Source organism: Streptomyces coeruleofuscus (assembly GCF_039532725.1).
Lineage (GTDB): Bacteria > Actinomycetota > Actinomycetes > Streptomycetales > Streptomycetaceae > Streptomyces > Streptomyces coeruleofuscus.
The window spans coordinates 573,972-589,798 of record NZ_BAAASE010000005.1 but is presented as its reverse complement, the minus strand read 5'-3'; the positions used below and the strand labels follow the sequence as shown (position 1 = coordinate 589,798).

13 protein-coding genes are annotated in these 15,827 nt (G+C 70.9%); 6 read left to right on the top strand and 7 right to left on the bottom strand.

Annotated features, from left to right (window positions below; translation table 11 throughout):
* Positions 1–64: 64 nt before the first annotated feature.
* Positions 65–589, top strand: a complete 525-nt coding sequence (locus ABFX81_RS22080; protein WP_086840641.1) for a MarR family transcriptional regulator — start codon at positions 65–67, stop codon at positions 587–589.
* Between the two features lie 55 nt (positions 590–644).
* Here the strand turns inward: ABFX81_RS22080 and ABFX81_RS22075 are convergent, their stop codons facing one another.
* Together ABFX81_RS22075 and ABFX81_RS22070 are read right to left on the bottom strand one after the other, a co-directional pair.
* On the bottom strand, positions 645–2,687 hold the full coding sequence (locus tag ABFX81_RS22075; protein ID WP_086840638.1) for a CocE/NonD family hydrolase: 2,043 nt from the start codon (positions 2,685–2,687) through the stop codon (positions 645–647).
* Between the two features lie 48 nt (positions 2,688–2,735).
* Positions 2,736–4,031, bottom strand: a complete 1,296-nt coding sequence (locus tag ABFX81_RS22070; protein ID WP_086840636.1) for an ATP-grasp domain-containing protein — start codon at positions 4,029–4,031, stop codon at positions 2,736–2,738.
* 212 nt (positions 4,032–4,243) lie between these two features.
* Here ABFX81_RS22070 and ABFX81_RS22065 point away from each other — a divergent pair, with 212 nt between their 5' ends.
* Positions 4,244–5,149, top strand: coding sequence for an SDR family oxidoreductase (locus tag ABFX81_RS22065; protein ID WP_086840634.1), 906 nt, complete (start codon positions 4,244–4,246; stop codon positions 5,147–5,149).
* Here ABFX81_RS22065 and ABFX81_RS22060 read toward each other — a convergent pair.
* Together ABFX81_RS22060 and ABFX81_RS22055 are read right to left on the bottom strand one after the other, a co-directional pair.
* Entirely contained in the window at positions 5,146–7,563 is a 2,418-nt protein-coding gene (locus tag ABFX81_RS22060; RefSeq protein ID WP_086840632.1) for a SpoIIE family protein phosphatase, read from the bottom strand. The genes ABFX81_RS22065 and ABFX81_RS22060 overlap by 4 nt on opposite strands.
* Positions 7,564–7,705: 142 nt before the next feature.
* Positions 7,706–8,323 carry a LysE family transporter gene (locus ABFX81_RS22055; protein WP_086840630.1) on the bottom strand — a complete coding sequence of 206 codons (618 nt, stop codon included), beginning with the start codon at positions 8,321–8,323 and terminating at the stop codon, positions 7,706–7,708.
* 111 nt (positions 8,324–8,434) lie between these two features.
* Between ABFX81_RS22055 and ABFX81_RS22050 the strand changes: the two genes are divergently transcribed.
* Complete coding sequence (locus ABFX81_RS22050; protein WP_086840628.1) at positions 8,435–8,887, top strand: Lrp/AsnC ligand binding domain-containing protein; 453 nt, start codon at positions 8,435–8,437, stop codon at positions 8,885–8,887.
* Positions 8,888–8,908: 21 nt separating this feature from the next.
* Here ABFX81_RS22050 and ABFX81_RS22045 read toward each other — a convergent pair whose 3' ends face one another.
* Positions 8,909–9,859, bottom strand: a complete 951-nt coding sequence (locus tag ABFX81_RS22045) for a phosphotransferase (protein ID WP_086840625.1) — start codon at positions 9,857–9,859, stop codon at positions 8,909–8,911.
* A gap of 174 nt (positions 9,860–10,033) precedes the next feature.
* Between ABFX81_RS22045 and ABFX81_RS22040 the strand changes: the two genes are divergently transcribed.
* Together ABFX81_RS22040 and ABFX81_RS22035 are read left to right on the top strand one after the other, a co-directional pair.
* On the top strand, positions 10,034–10,870 hold the full coding sequence (locus tag ABFX81_RS22040; RefSeq protein ID WP_086840623.1) for an alpha/beta fold hydrolase: 837 nt from the start codon (positions 10,034–10,036) through the stop codon (positions 10,868–10,870).
* A gap of 74 nt (positions 10,871–10,944) precedes the next feature.
* Positions 10,945–11,601: a DUF5701 family protein gene (locus ABFX81_RS22035; protein ID WP_086840663.1), complete on the top strand. Its 657-nt coding sequence runs from the start codon at positions 10,945–10,947 to the stop codon at positions 11,599–11,601.
* Between the two features lie 88 nt (positions 11,602–11,689).
* Here the strand turns inward: ABFX81_RS22035 and proP are convergent, their stop codons facing one another.
* Positions 11,690–13,186 (bottom strand): glycine betaine/L-proline transporter ProP, encoded by a 1,497-nt coding sequence (gene proP / locus ABFX81_RS22030; RefSeq protein ID WP_086840621.1) that lies wholly within the window; start codon positions 13,184–13,186, stop codon positions 11,690–11,692.
* 204 nt (positions 13,187–13,390) lie between these two features.
* On the opposite strand from proP, the gene ABFX81_RS22025 reads away from it, so the two are divergent.
* The gene (locus ABFX81_RS22025) at positions 13,391–14,941 is read left to right on the top strand and encodes an MFS transporter (protein WP_346138532.1); all 1,551 of its coding nucleotides are present in this window, start codon (positions 13,391–13,393) and stop codon (positions 14,939–14,941) included.
* 199 nt (positions 14,942–15,140) lie between these two features.
* Here the strand turns inward: ABFX81_RS22025 and ABFX81_RS22020 are convergent, their stop codons facing one another.
* Positions 15,141–15,671 carry an ATP-binding protein gene (locus tag ABFX81_RS22020; RefSeq protein WP_086840619.1) on the bottom strand — a complete coding sequence of 177 codons (531 nt, stop codon included), beginning with the start codon at positions 15,669–15,671 and terminating at the stop codon, positions 15,141–15,143.
* Positions 15,672–15,827: the final 156 nt, after the last annotated feature.

Here is a 15,827-nt window from a genome sequence, read left to right as displayed (position 1 = left end):
CGTTGCCTAAGTCAAGCAACTTTTAATATTGCTTAAGTCAGGCAAGCGCATCTAGGGTCATGCCATGTCCACACGGCCCACGGCGGCGCCCGTCTCGACGGATCTGATCGAGATCGAGCGAGCCCTCACCCGCATCGCGTACCTGGCCGGAAGGGCCCGGCAGCACGAGCGTCTGATGGCCGAGTCGGGTCTGTCCCTGGACCGGGCCGCCGCGACGGTCCTGCTGCACATCGCCGAGGGCGACCCGCTGCGTCCCGGGGTGCTGGCCGCCCGGCTGTCGGTGGAGGCGTCCCACGTCACCCGGCAGCTGCGGCGACTGGAGAGGACCGGCCACGTGACCCGCGTCCCCGACCCGGACGACCGGCGCGCCCAGCGCGTCCAGCTCACGCAAGCCGGCCTGGACGCGGTCCGTCGCATACAGGAGGTCCGCCGCCGTGGCATGGAGATGGCGCTGTCGGCCTGGTCACCCGGGGAACTGCGGCAGCTCGCCCTGTTCCTCCACCGGCTCCTCGACGACTTCGTCGCGCACACCGAGAGCCCCGTCGACGGACGGCCGTCGACGGGGCTCTCGTGGGAGGGGGAGAAGTAGTCCCGGCGGCGCCCTCCACGCGTGGGGTGGGGATCCTGCCGGTCGGCGGGGCGCGCTACAGCAGGTCGCGCGGTACCCGCTCGTTCCAGGTGCGGGAGAACACCCGGCGGTCGGCCTCGTACGCGTCGAGGGTCGCGTCCACGAAGAAGTCCGTGTCGTCACAGCTCAGCTGGGTCTGCGTCACCACCCGTACGTCCCAGTCGTCCCGCTGGAACCGCATGGTCCACGTGGACTCGCCGCTGACCGAGGTGAAGTCGTCGGCGACCGCCGTGTAGCGCTCGCGGGCGCGGCGCCCCGCCTCCATGTTGATGTCCTCGAAGCGGACCGTGCCCCGGTCCTTCACGATGTCCAGCTCGGAGTGGTAGCCGATCAGGTCCCGCTTGACCTCCCAGCGCTCCTCCGGGGGCGTCACCTGGCTCGTGGCGATCGGGGGAGTGCCCTCGGGTTCGCCGAAGGGGGATGCCGGCACCTCGTCCGGTTCCTCCACCGGCCGCACCGGCAGGGTGAGCGTGCTGGAGTGCTCGTGGACGCTCAGCAGGGCGGGCTTCGGCGGTGGCCAGGCCAGCGGCCAGTAGGACGTGGAGAGGGAGAGCCGGATGCGGTGGCCGGGCGGGAACGCCTGGGCCACTCCGTTCAGCGGGACGGTGGCGCGGTAGCGGCGGCCCGGCTCCAGCGGCTCGGGCGACTCCGTGCTGTCGCGGCGGGTGAGGTTCAGGATGCCGTACGAGACCCGGGTCGCGGAGCCGTCCGGGCTCACGTCGGACAGCCGCGCGGCCACCATGGCGACCGGTTCGCTGACCGACAGGTCGAGTTCCACCGTCGGCGAGCCGAGGATCTCCACCGGCTCGGTCAGCGGCTCGCTGTCGAATACGAGCGAACCGCCGTCCTCCTCACGCTGGTCGTACGGCAGGTCCGGGGGCGCGTTGTAGGAGGCCCACTTGCCCGCGAACTGGCCCACGGACAGCGGCGACTGCACGGTCATCGCGTCGCCGTCGAGGGCGTTCACCCCGTCCGCCGCCTCCCGCGGAGGCCCGATCGTGTGCCGGGTGAGCGGATGAACGGCCTGCCGGATGTGCGGGGAGGGCCAGTCCGGCTCGCCGACCCAGCGTCCCGGCCGCTCCTCGTACGCGGTGGAGGGCGGCACGCTGTCCTGCATCCACGCTTGCAGCATGGGGCCGTCCATGACGCCGTTGTCCACGCCCTTGAGCCAGTGGTCCCACCACCGTACGAGCTCCTGGAGGTAGCCGATCGCCGGGCCGGGCTCCCCGAGGTGGGGGAACTTGTGCGACCAGGGGCCGATCAGCCCCTTGCGGGGCACGTCCAGATGGCCGAGCAGCCGGGTCACGGCGTTGGAGTAGCCGTCCGCCCAGCCGCTGGAGGCCAGGACCGGGCAGCGCACGCTGCTGTAGTCCTCGCACACCGAGGCGTGCCGCCAGTAGTCGTCCCGCCGCTGGTGGCGCAGCCACTGGAGGACCCAGGGCTCGGTGTGCTCCAGGCGCTCCCGCCACATCTCCCGCCAGCGGTCGCCGACCACGGCCGGGTCCGGCGGACAGGTGCCGTAGGCGAACATCGTGCCCGCCTCGGCCAGGTTGTCCGACAGCAGGGCGCCGCCCATGTAGTGCATGTCGTCGGCGTGCCGGTCGTCGGTGAAGGAGGCGATGGCGATGGCCTTCAGGCCGGGCGGCTGCCGGGCAGCCACCTGGAGCGCCGCGAACGCGCCCCAGGAGATGCCCATCATGCCCGTGCCGCCGTCGCACCAGGGCTGTTCCGTCAGCCAGGCCAGCACCTCCTCAGCGTCCGCCTGCTCCCGCTCCAGGTACTCGTCGCGCAGCACGCCCTCCGAGTCGCCGGTACCGCGCAGGTCGACGCGGACACAGGCGTAGCCGTGTCCCGCGAGATACGGGTGGTGGATCGAGTCGCGCACGGCCGTCAGATCGCGCTTGCGGTACGGGATGTACTCCAGCACCGCGGGCACCGGCTCATGGTCCGACGAGGTGGGACGCCAGACGTGCGCGGAGAGCCGGACCCCGTCGGACATCGGGATCGTGACGTGCTCTTCTTCCTTCGTGGCGTGGGGCAGGTTGGTCACGTAACGCATGGAACCCACGTGCTCCTTACTCTCGTGGGGGTTCTCTACGGCGGGGCTTCACTCGGGCGGGGGTTCGTCGAAGGCGAGGCCCAGTGCGGCCACGCAGTGGTCGAACTTCTCCCGCAGCTCCGCCTCGTCCGCACCGCCGGTGTAGATGTGCGCCAACTCGTAGCTGTAGCTGTCCTGTCCGGGGAGGTCCGAAAGCCGGGTGCCCTCCTCGGAGACCACCTCGATGCGCACGCCCGGCGTTTCCCGCTCGATGCGGGCGATCTCCTCGGGCCCGGGCACCCGGCGCACCACGCCGTCGGTGAACCAGCGGTGGTACCACTTCGCCGCCATCGCGTACGGGCCCTCGCCATGCGGCATGCGCGGGTCCTCGCCGAGCGCGAGGCTCACCATGCAGTGGTGGTTGGGGACGCCGTCGACGTACTGGAACAGCTCCGCGTGCGACTGGGAGTGCCGGGGGTTGATCTCCAGCAGGTTGATCGACTGTGTCTTCGGGTCGTAGAAGTACTCGATGCTGAAGGTGGCCGAGTCCATGCCGATCTGCCGCATCACCCGCTCCGAGACGTCGTGGAGCTCCGCGATGACCGCCGGCGGCAGCGTCGAGGGGTACTGGTGGCGCAGGAAGCAGGGGGAGTCCGGGTACTGGATGGAGTCCAGCACTCCGTAGACCGTCACCTCGCCCCGGTGGACGTAGCCCTCGACGGCGACCTGGACGCCGGACATCGCCTCCTCCGCCAGGCAGACCCGGCCGCCGACGCCGTCCATCTCCGGAGGCAGGTCGATGCGTTCGAGGATGTGCTCGAAGGGGCGGCCGATGCGGGAGATGCCCTCGCGGATCTCGGTGACGGCCTTGCGGAACTCCTCTTCGTCATCGACTCCGAAGGCGAGTTCGGACGAGTAGGAGAGCGCGGGCTTGACCCACATCGGGAAGGTCACGTTCTCCGGCGGTCGCGGTGGCTCGGCCGACAGGTCGACCCTGTCGAACCCCGGGTGCCGGTCGGTCGCCTTCTGCTGCTCCAGCCGGCTCCAGTACTTGTGCTCGCACTTGACCACCGACTCCAGACTCGTGCTCCGCGTTCCGTAGCGTTCGCTCAGCATCGGCACGAGGGTGCTGACCGGGAAGTCCCAGTAGCCGACGATCGCGTCGATGCTGCCGTCGAAGGCGTCCAGCACCTCCCTGGCCTTGTCGAACAGCGTGGGCAGGTGCACCTCGCCGTACTGGAGTTCCTCGATGGTCAGCAGTTGGTGAAAGCGCAGCCGGTCAGCTCCGGGAACCGCCCGCAGCGTCGGCAGATTGGCCTCGTCGAGCCCGATCACGAAGACGTTCTTCACCGTCTCGTCAGACACGGATCTCCTTCCGACAGCAGGCCCTCCGGCCGGGCCTTCCAAGATCGACTGAGTACCCCTTGCGGGTGCGGCCATGCCGATCGGCGCGGTGCCGGCCGGGCGACGACGGGGAACATGCCTGCGGCCGATATGGGCACGCGGTGCGGGGAAGAAACGGCGTGACCCCAGGTGAACGGTCGCGCCGTGGACGACACCGGCGAAAGGAAACCCCCGTGCAGCCCGAGCAGGAACGGTCCGCACCACAGGTCGTGTCCGAGCCCGACCCGCCCTACGACTCCGACAAGCAGCAGCGGCCCGGCCTCGAGGCCGATATGCGCACCCCGCCGCGCTACCGGGCGAGCCGCTACCGGGCCAGCGGGAAACTGGAGGGGAAGGCCGCGCTGATCACCGGCGGCGACTCGGGCATCGGGCGGGCGGTGGCGCTGCTGTACGCGCGGGAGGGAGCCGACGTCGCCATCGTCTACCTTCCCGAGGAGCAGGTGGACGCGGAGCGCGTCCGGAGCGAGGTCGAGGACCAGGGCCGGCGCTGCCTGCTCCTGCCCGGCCACCTCACCGACCCGGAGTTCTGCCGCGAGGTCGTCGAGCGGACGGTGGCGGAGCTCGGCGGGCTGAACATCCTGGTGAGCAACGCCGCGTACCTCAACAGCAAGCTCGAACTCGACCAGTTGACCGCCGAGGACTTCGACCGGACGTTCAAGACGAACGTCTACGCGTACTTCCACCTGCTCATGGCGTCGCTGCCGCACCTGAAGCCCGGCGACGCCGTCATCGCCACGGCCACCGAAGAGGCGCTCAAGGGCAGTACGACGATGATCGACTACGCCGCGTCCAAGGCCGCGCTGATCACCCTGACCAAGTCCGTCGCCGTGCACCTGGCCAAGCGCGGCGTGCGCGCGAACGTGGTCGCGCCGGGCCCGACCTGGACGCCGCTCAACGAGGCGGACCAGCACATGCCGCCGGACGGACTCGCCCAGATCGGCAGCGAGGCCCCGCTGGAACGAGCGGCCCAGCCGGAGGAGATCGCACCGACGTACGTCTACCTCGCCTCCGACGCCGACTCCAGCTACACGGTCGGCGAGGTCATCGCGGTGACCGGCGGCATCGTCGACACACGCTAGTCACCACCCCCGCCGGCCTGTCCCGGCAGTGGCTGTTCAGCCCAGATGGTCTTGCCCGTGGGGGTCTGGCGGCTGCCCCAGCGTTCCGAGAGCTGGGCGACGAGCAGCAGCCCGCGTCCGCCCTCGTCGAACACGCGGGCCCGGCGCAGGTGGGGCGCGGTGCTGCTGCCGTCGGACACCTCGCAGATGAGGGCCGAGTCGCGGATCAGCCGCAGTTCGATGGGCGCGCCGCCGTACCGCAGCGCGTTGGTCACCAGCTCACTGACGATGAGCTCCGTGGTGAACTCCGCCTCCGCCAGCCCCCAGGCGGTCAGTTGCTCACCCGCCATCTTGCGGGCCCGGGCCACGGCAGCGGGGTCGGGCGGCAACTGCCAGGTGCGCACCTTCCCGGCGTCGAGCGCGGCGGTCCGGGCCAGCATCAGCACGATGTCGTCGGCGGGACGGCCGGCCAGCACCGTGCGCAGCACCTGCTCACAGGTCTCCTCCAGCTCCCCGGCCGGGTTGCCCAGTGCCTCGCGGAGCAGGGCGAGGCCGGCCTCCATGTCGTGGTCGGCGGCGTTGATCAGCCCGTCGGTGTAGAGGGCGAGCAGGCTGTTCTCCTCCAGCGGCACCTCGACGGCTTCGAACGGCAGACCGCCCACACCCAGCGGTGGCCCGGCCGGCAGATCCAGGAACCGTACGGCGCCGTCGGGCGTGACCAGGGCGGGCGGCGGATGCCCGGCCCGGGCCATCGTGCAGCGGCGGGACACCGGGTCGTACACGGCGTACAGGCAGGTGGCGCCGACCTGTCCCGAGGTCTCCGCCGCCCGCCCGCGCGCCTCCGGGCCCTCTTCCCGGTCGATCCGGATGACGAGATCGTCCAGCTGGGTGAGCAGTTCGTCGGGGGCGAGATCGACATCCGCGAGCGTCCGCACCGCGGTCCGCAGCCGGCCCATCGTGGCCGAGGCCTGGATGCCGTGTCCCACCACATCGCCCACGACCAGGGCGACCCGCGTGCCGGACAGCGGGATCACGTCGAACCAGTCGCCCCCGATGTCCGCTCCGGAACCGGCCGGCAGATAGCGGTAGGCGACCTGCATCGCCGCCAGGTCCGGCGGCCGGTCGGGCAGGAGACTGCGCTGAAGTGCCAGCGCCGTCCGGCGTTCCCGGGTGTAGCGGCGGGCGTTGTCCACGCTCACCGCCGCCCTGGCGACGATCTCCTCCGCGAGCAGCAGATCGTCCTCGCTGAACGGTTCCGCCGTCCGGTGCCGCAGGAAGTGCACCAGTCCCAGGGTCACCCCGCGGGCGCGCAGCGGCACCATCATCACCGAGTGGATCATGTGCCTGGACACCGACTCGGCGCGGGCCGGGGAGGACCTGATCCACTCCCGCAGCCCCGGATCTCCCGCCCGGTGCCGCGAGCCCCGGCCGGCGACCAGCGTCCGCACCGGCGGCGTGCCCACGGGGTAGGACGTGGCGTCGCCCGAGGCGACCACCGACTCCGGGCAGCCCTCCAGCACCGACCGCTGCGCGGTGCGCCGCACGGTGACGCGCTCGTCAAGCGGTACCGGCTCCGGCTCGTCGCCCAGGGCGACGGACTCCAGAAGGTCCACGGTGACGAAGTCCGCGAATCCGCTCACGGCCACCTCGGCCAGCTCCTCGGCCGTCCGGGTCACGTCCAGGGTGCTCCCGATCCGCAGCCCGGCGTCGTTGAGCACGGCCAGCCGGCGGCGGGCCCAGTACTGCTCCGTGGTGTCGAACACGGTCGCGGACATGCCCTGCACCGCACCGGTCCCGTCCTTCAGCGGCGCCATGAACATCGACCAGGCATGCGGCCCGGTCTCGCCCGGGGCCTGGCCGTGCTCTTCGTGGAAGACCATCTCGCCGGTGCGCAGGACCTCACGCTGGAGGCGGTCGTACGTGTCGAAGGGCGGCCTGGGCTCGATCTCCCAGAGCGTCAGGCCCTTCATCTCCTCCTCGGACCTGCCCATCACCTGGGTCATGATCTCGTTGGCGGCTACGAGCCGGGCCTCTCGGTCGTAGACGGCCACCGGCACGGGGAGCTGCTCGAGTGTGAGGTCCCACAGGGGCAGGGCTCCGTGCCCGGCCCGCCTCGCCGTGTGCGCGAGGGTCGTGCCGGTGACGAGCCAGAGCCGCCTGCGGTCCGCGTCCAGCATCGGAGTGCCATGAAGCCGGACCACGACACGGTCGCCGTCCCGGTGCCACAGCGCGACCTCACCGGCCCAGCGCTGCCCGTCGGCCACATGACGTCGCGTGGCACCGGGCAGGTCGGCGGCGAGCAGGCGCGCGGCGCCCCGGCCCACGATCTCGTCGGGTTCGTATCCGAGCAGCCGTCGAGCGCCGTCGCTCCACACCGTGATCACCCCGCGGGCGTCGACGACGACCGCCAAGTCCTCCGGTACGGATCCCTGCACGGTGCCTCCGGATGTGACCCCCCTGCCGCTTCCCGGCCATCATCTCAGGGAGGACCCCCGACTACCCGTTCGCGGCTTTCCGCCACCGCCCCCGTCGGGTCCTGAGACGCCCTGACGGTCAGTCACCGCGAGCAGCGCATCATCAGCGGGTCAGGCGTTCCACCAGCAGGAACCCGCCGATCGCGATCATCAGGGCGCCGGAGACACGCGTGACCGCCCGGGCCGCGGCGGGCCTCGTCCTCAGGACGGTGCGGGCCAGGACTCCGACGGCGAGGTAGACGACGGCGCAGGCGGTCATGTGCAGCGTGCCGAGCAGGCCGGTCTGTGTGGCGACCGGCCAGCCGCCCGCGGGGTCGATGAACTGCGGGAACAGCGAGAAGTACAGCAGCAGCGCCTTCGGGTTGAGTCCGCTGATCCCGGCTCCCCTGAGCATGATCCGCAAGCGGGAGGAATCCGCCTCGTCCCCGGAGGCCGTCAGGACGGCAGGCTGCCTCAGCACGCCGCAGCCGAGCCACACCAGGTAGCCGGCCCCGGCCAGGGTCAGCGCGGTGAGCAGGGCCGCCGAGTTCGCCACGATCACCACCAGGCCCGCGACCGCGAGCAGTGTGTATCCCGCGTATCCGGCTACCAGACCGGCGACCGCGGGGACGACCGACCGGCCCCTGACTCCCGCCGTGATCGCATAGGCCCAGTCAGCGCCGGGGGTGAACACCAGCAGCAGATCCACTGCCAGGAATGCCGCTAGCGTCGTCGTGTCCATCGATCGGTCCCTCTCACGTGCCTTGTCGCGAGAGGAAGGCTAGGTCGGATCTGCCCGAAAGTGTTCCCTTCTTTACTCCTTGATCGGGCCATCTGGGGCAGAATCTTCTCCATGGATGCCCTGGACCGGAAAATTCTTACCGAGCTACAGCTGGACGGCCGTCTCACGGTCACCGAGCTGGCCGCCCGCGTCAAACTGAGCGTCTCGCCCTGCCACCGCCGCCTGCGCGACCTCGAACGCGAGGGCGCGATCCGCGGCTACCGGGCCGTCGTGGACCCGGCCGCGGTGGGCCTCGATTTCGAGGCGCTCGTCTTCGTCACCCTGCGTTGGGAGGACGCCGACACCGTCTCCGCCTTCGAGGAAGGCGTGGCCGCCGTACCGCACGTGCTCCAGGCGCAGCGCCTGTTCGGCGACCCCGACTACCTCCTGCGCGTCGCCACCACCGACCTGGCCGCCTTCCAGCAGCTCTACGACCGGCAGCTCGCCCGGCTGCCCGGCGTCCAGCGCCTGAACTCCACCCTCGTCATGAAACACGTCGTGGACGACCGGCCCCTGCCCGAGTGAGCGGAGCCGGCCGCCTTTCGCTCAGCCCTCCAGGCCACCGGCGAACGGCATCGTCCGCCACTGTTCGACGGCCGGCTGCAACGCGTCGACGAGCAGGGGAAGTTGGGGCGCCAGCGCGAGACACGCCACCGCGCGGGACATGCCCACGGCGTTGACGACGCGCAGCACCCCCTCGTCCAGCCGCCGCAGACCCCGGCGTTCGGCGGCCGCGTTGTAGGCGGCCTCGCATTCGGGGCCGAGTGCCGCAAGGTCCCACTCGACCGGTCCGAGCGTGGTCAGCTCGAAGTCGGAGTACAGCTCGCCGTCCTTGGCGGAGACGATGTTGGCCGCGGGGGAGTCGCCGTGGATCGGCTGGAACTCGATGTCCGGGAACGCCGCCTCGAATCCCGCGCGTGAGCTGATGACCGGTTCCAGGACGTCCCACTCGCGCCGCGCGCGGTCGAGGTCGGCCGGGTCCAGCAGGTCGGGCCGCCCTTCGAGCGCGGCGAGTCCCTCGGAGACAAAACGCGGTTCGGCCGCCGACAGGAACGGCAGCTCACCCGGATACGAGCGCAGCGCGGCGTGCAGGTCGGCGACCAGGCCGGCGTTGTGCGCGTAATCGGGCTCGACGCTCTGGTCCAGCTCGACGAACTGCCAGAACGTCATCGAGAAACCGTCCCGCTGCACGGGCTCGCGCGGCACGAGCGGGCTCGGCGGAATCACCGGGTGTCCCTGTTCCACCAGCCACGCCACCACATCGAGCTCCCGCCGCTGCCCCGCCGCCTGTAACTCGGGGCCGGAGTACGACGGCAGGACCGTCGGCACCCGCACCACCACGGGCGACGGAGCGAGGTGCACCACGACGGAGAACACGTCGTAGATCACCCTCGCGTCGGTCACCGTGAGCCCCAGATCACGACCAGCGGCGACGGCCGCGGCGAGAGCGCGGGACTTACGGGCGTTGATCTGATCAGACGTCAAAAACCCTTCCATGCGGCGATGGTGTCACGCCGGTCACGGCGGTGCGACGGGTTAAACGATCGCCGAACGACCGCTCCTGTGCGCTCCCGGTCAAGAACCGGTGCGCTCCCCGGCAACCGGCCGCAGGACTCCGGGCCTAGCGTTGCCAGGTCCCTCACCAGCCACCCGGAAACGAGGAAGCACCACATGCCGTACATCACCGTGGGCCAGGAGAACTCCACCGCCATAGACCTGTACTACGAGGACCACGGATCCGGTCAGCCGGTCGTCCTCATCCACGGGTTTCCGCTCGACGGCCACTCCTGGGAGCGGCAGACCGCCGTGCTGCTCGACGCCGGCTACCGCGTGATCACCTACGACCGGCGCGGCTTCGGGCAGTCCGCCCAGCCGACGACCGGCTACGACTACGACACCTTCGCCGCCGACCTGAACACCGTGATGGAGACCCTCGACCTGCGGGACGCCGTCCTCGTCGGGTTCTCGATGGGCACCGGCGAGGTCGCCCGGTACGTGTCCCGGTACGGCTCCGGCCGGATCGCGAAGGTCGCCTTCCTCGCCTCGCTGGAGCCCTGCCTGCTCAAGTCCGAAGACAACCCGCAGGGCGTCGCCCCGAAGGAGTTCTTCGACGGGATCGTCGCGGCGGTCAAGGCCGACCGCTACGCGTACTACACGGACTTCTACAAGGACTTCTACAACCTCGACGAGAACCTCGGCACCCGGATCAGCGAGGAGGCCGTCCGCAACAGCTGGAACGTCGCCGCGGGCGGTGGCTTCTTCGCGGCGGCCGCCGCGCCGTCGACCTGGTACACCGACTTCCGGGCCGACATCCCGGCGATCGACGTGCCGGCCCTGATCCTGCACGGTACGGGCGACCGCATTCTCCCCGTGGACGGCACCGCCAGGCCGTTCCACAAGGCTCTCCCGGCCGCCGACTACGTCGAGATCGAGGGCGCCCCGCACGGACTGCTCTGGACCCACGCGGAGGAGGTCAACGCGGCCCTGCTCGCCTTCCTGGAGAAGTGATCCGTCGCGGGAACGTCCCGGCAGAACGGCTCGTTGCACATGAGTTCGTCCACACCACCGACCATGGGAGCATCGTGCCCGACGCCACGCCCGACACGTCCACCGTCCTCCCCGCACTCCCGGCCCTGAGCGCGCAGGCCGAGCGGCTGATCGAACTGGGGGTGCACGAGATCGCCGGGCTGTCCGCCGACGAGATCCGTACGTTCGCCGCCGAGACCGGCGGCGAGGGCGCCCTGCTGGCCGTGCACCCGGACAGGGCCCCCGCCTCCGCCCTGGCGCCGCTGCTGCGCCGCGACGGCAAACCGGGCTTCGTCGTCCTCGACATGCCCGACGTCGACGAGTTCAGACCCTCCGACGTCGACGTGCCCGACGCCGCGCTCTACGTCGTCACCGGCGTCGACCGCGGTGACCACATGGCCAACTGGAGCCCGGACGAGGCACTGCCCGCCCTCACCAAGGAGGACCGCACCCCGCTGCTGCTCACCGAGGGCATCCACTGGGTGCTCCAGGAGCCGGAGGTCCTGGAGCGCAACCGCTGCTTCATGACCATCGGGTCCCGGCTGCGCAAGCCCAACGGCAGCATGGACGCCCGCACACCGGCAATCTGGATCAGCAACGGCACCGGGCGCGACGGCCGCGAGCGGCGCAACGCCCCGAAGGTCGGCTGGTGCTGGTGGAACAACCGGCACACCTGGCTGGGCTTCGCCTCGACGACGGGGCGCAGGTCCTAGTTGCACTGCCCCAGGGCAGCGGCGGGCTTGTACGACCGCCGCTGCCCCGGGCCTGTGACGCGAAGAACCGCAGCCGTCCGACGGGAGGTCAGAACCTGGGCCGAGGGGCCTGTGCCTCGACGATCTCCGCGGCCTCGGCCCGTGTCTCGACGGACGGCGGGGAACCGGCCAGGGGCTTGTTGGCGGTCTCCTTCATGCACAGGACGGCGATGACGCCGATGACCGCGGCACCCGTGGAGTAGTAGGCCGGCATGAGGGTCGAGTCGAAGGCGCTGATCAGAGCGGTGATCACCAGGGGAGTCGTACCGCCGAAGATCGAGGTGGCCAGGTTGTAGGCGACCGAGAGGGAGCCGTACCGGACGTGGGTGGGGAAGATCGCGGGGAGCGCCGCCGACATCGTGCCGAGCATCGTCACCAGGGAGAGCCCCAACAGCAGTAGCCCCAGGGCGATCAGGACGACACTGCCCTGCCGGATGAGCAGGAAGGACGGCACGGACAGGAAGAGGAACCCGAGCATCCCCGCCATCAGCAGCGGCCTGCGCCCGAAGCGGTCCGACAGCCGTCCGACCTGGTTGATGACGCCCATCTGAAGCACCATCACGAGCAGCAGGATCAGCAGCCCGTGGTTGGTCTCGTAGCCCAGCTCGTCGGACAGGTACGTCGGCATGTACGACAGCAGCATGTAGTCCGTGATGTTGTACGCCGCCACCAGCGCGAGGCACAGCAGCAGCGGCCGCCAGTACCGGGTGAAGATCTTGCCGAGGTCGGCGGCGGCCGAGGTCTCCACGGCCTCGGCGGCCTCGCTCGCCTTGACCTTGCCGCCCTCCAGTTTCTGGAAGGCGGGCGTCTCGTCCAGCTTCAGCCGCAGGTAGAGGCCGATGAGGCCGAGCGGGGCCGCCGCCAGGAAGGGGATACGCCAGCCCCACGCCAGCATCTGGTCGTCGCTGAGGAGGGTCTGGAGGACGACGACCAGGCCGGAGGCCCCGACGTAGCCGGCGAGCGTGCCCAGTTCCAGGAAGCTGCCGAAGAAGCCGCGCCGCTTGTCGGGCGCGTACTCCGCGATGAACGTCGAGGCGCCCCCGTACTCCCCGCCGGTCGAGAAGCCCTGCACCAGCCGGAAGAAGATCAGCAGGGCCGGGGCCCAGAGACCGATGACGGCGTGCGAGGGGACGACGCCGATGGCGAAGGTCCCCACCGCCATCATGATCATGGTGAGGGAGAGGATGCGCTTGCGGCCGACCTTGTCGCCGAGCGGCCCGAACACCATTCCGCCGAGGGGACGCACCAGGAAGGCCACCGCGAACGTCGCGAAGGAGCTGAGCAGTTGGGCGGTGTCGTTCCCCGAGGGGAAGAAGACCTTCCCGATGGTCGAGGCCAGATAGCTGTAGATGCCGAAGTCGTACCACTCCATCGCGTTGCCGAGGGCGGCGGCCTTCGTGGCACGCTTGACCGCCGCCTCGTCGGTCACGGTGATGTCGCTGCGGCGCAGCTTGGGACGGCGTCGTTTCTCGATCGCCCGGAACAGCACCCGGTGTCGTCTCACGGCTGCCGGATCCACCGACTCGTCGTTGTCGGGCGCCGCCATCACGTCGTTCCTTTCGCCGGTCGTCTGTGCCAACCACAACGCCTGCACAGATCTCGCGCGCTCAAACGACCCCCTTCGCGCGGCACTCGAACGACTACCGAGGGTAATGATCGGTGCTAGCGGTGGGACCGGCACTGCCCGCCTGCCGGCCGTGGTGTGTCCCTGCCCCGGAAGGGGAACTTGGTTCGCCGGTGCACACCTGGGATGCCTACCTCGGGTGCCTGCCTGGTGAGAGGAGCCCATGTGACAGCGTCAGCGGCGGGCGACCGGAACCAGGGCGCGCAGGAGGCCGGGTACGAGCCGGATCCGCACCGGTGGCGGGCCCTGTGGGTCACCCTGGTGGCCGGATTCATGGGCCTGCTGGACGTGTCGATCGTGGCGGTCGCCCTGCCCTCCGTCCAACGCGGCCTGGACGCCTCTCCCGCGCAGGTGCAGTGGGTGGTGTCCGGATACGCCCTCGCCTTCGCTCTCGCGCTCGTCACCGCCGGCCGCCTCGGAGACGCGCTGGACCGGCGCCGCATCTTCCTGCTGGCCCTCAGCGGCTTCGTGGTCTTCAGCGCGGCCTGCGGGGCGGCCCCCAGCGTCACGCTGCTGGTGGTGGCCCGCCTCGCCCAGGGCCTGGCGGCCGGCTTCATGGCTCCCCAGAACTCCGCGCTCATCCAGCAGATGTTCCGCGGTGCCGAACGCGGACGTGCCTTCGGCTTCTTCGGCGCCACCGTCGGCATATCGTCCGCCGTCGGCCCCCTCGCGGGCGGGCTGATCCTCGCCCTGGCCGCCGGCGACCAGGGCTGGCGGTGGATCTTCTACGTCAACGTGCCCATCGGCATCCTCGCCGTCCTCCTCGGCCGTCGCCTGCTGCCCCGCACCAGGCGGTCCGGCCGGCAGCACGTGGACCTGCCCGGCGTCGTGCTCCTCGGCCTCGGTGTCCTCGCGTTGATGTACCCGCTGGTCCAGGCGGGCTCCGGCGGCTTCGGCGGGCTGTGGTGGCTGTTCCTCGCCGGTGCCGCGCTCCTCTACGGCTTCGCCCGCTGGCAGCGTCGCCTCGTCGAGCGGGACACCCAGCCGCTGCTCGATCCGCGCCTGTTCACCACCGTGCGCGGCTACGCCGTCGGCGCCGGCGTCGGCACGCTCTACTTCATCGGCTTCAGCGGCGTCTGGCTGGTCTTCGCGCTCTTCTACCAGAATGGCCTGGGCTTCTCCCCCCTCCGCTCCGGCCTCGTCGTGACGCCTTTCGCCCTCGGTTCGGCCTGTGCGGCCGCGGTCGCCGGCCGGCTGGTGGACCGGCTCGGCCGCATCCTCACCGTGGGCGGTCTCACGGCCGTGATGGCCGGGTTGGGCGGCACCGCGCTGCTGCTCCGCTTCGCGCCCCTCGACGTCGCGCCCTGGGCCGCCGCGCCGATGCTGTTCCTGGGCGGCGTCGGCAGCGGCTGTGTGATCTCGCCCAACATCACGATGACGCTGCGCGACGTGCCCGTGCACATGGCGGGCGCGGCGGGCGGCGCGCTTCAGACCGGGCAGCGGCTCGGCGCCGCGGTGGGCACCGCGGCCCTGCCCGGTCTCTTCTACCTGGTGCTCGGCAGCGGCGACGACTACCGCGGCGCCCTCGCCACCGCACTGGGCGCCGCCCTCCTCGGCATGCTGGCGTCCCTGGCCCTCGCGACATCCGACTGGAGGCGCGACCGGCGCTCGCGCCAGCGGCACGGGGAGTGCCCGGAGGATGTCGCCAACAGCCCCATACACGCCCGGCAGAACTGATTCCGCGGCGTGCCCGCCAGGTACGGGGCGCCCGCCAGGTACGGGGCGCCCGTCTGGTACGGCGTGCCCGTCTGGTACGGCGTGCCCGCCAGGTATGGGGTGCCTGCCAGGTATGGGGTGCCCGCCAGGCACGGCGCGCCGACTGGGTAGGGGGGCGCCCAGCGGTACGGAGACCGTCGGCTGCGTGCCGGAACCAGGGTCAGCCGGCGGCCAGCACGGTCCTCCCGGCACCGGCACCGGCACCGGCACCGCCACCCGCACCGGCGCTCGCGGGGTCGTGCGGGGCCAGCCGCAGATAGGCGGTGATCTGCTTGCCCTTGGACCGGCGTGCCACGGCGACCCGTTCGCTGACCGTGTGCACCAGGCGCAGCCCGTGGCCGCCGACGCGGAACCGGTCACCCTGGCGCACCGTGGGCTGCTCCGCCGAGGTGTCCCGCACGGTGATGGCCAGCTGTCCCCGGAACAGTCGCAGGATCAGCTCGCAGGGTCCCGGCGCATGCCGGATGGCGTTGGTGATCAGTTCGCTGACGACGAGTTCGGCGTCCACGGCCAGCGAGGCCGGAATCGTGGCGGGGGCGGTGTTCGGGCCGTGGGCGAGGAAGGCGCGCAGGGCCAGACGCGCGGCGACGGCGCTTGCCGCGCCGTCGCCCCATGCCGCGCCGAAACGCAGCGTGGCCTGCTCGTCCGCGCCCCGTCGATCTGCCGCCTGCTTCCCAAGCGGGAGGACCATACGGATGCTCTTTCGTTGTGTTCGCCCCTGCCGGGGTTGCTCTGTCGCCCTGCGTTTACCCGGGTGCGCTCCACCCATACCAGGACAGCCACCAGGCGTTCTCGGCGAGCCGCTCCCAGCGGTGGCGGCCACGCGGGGGCTGGTTTCGACGCCACG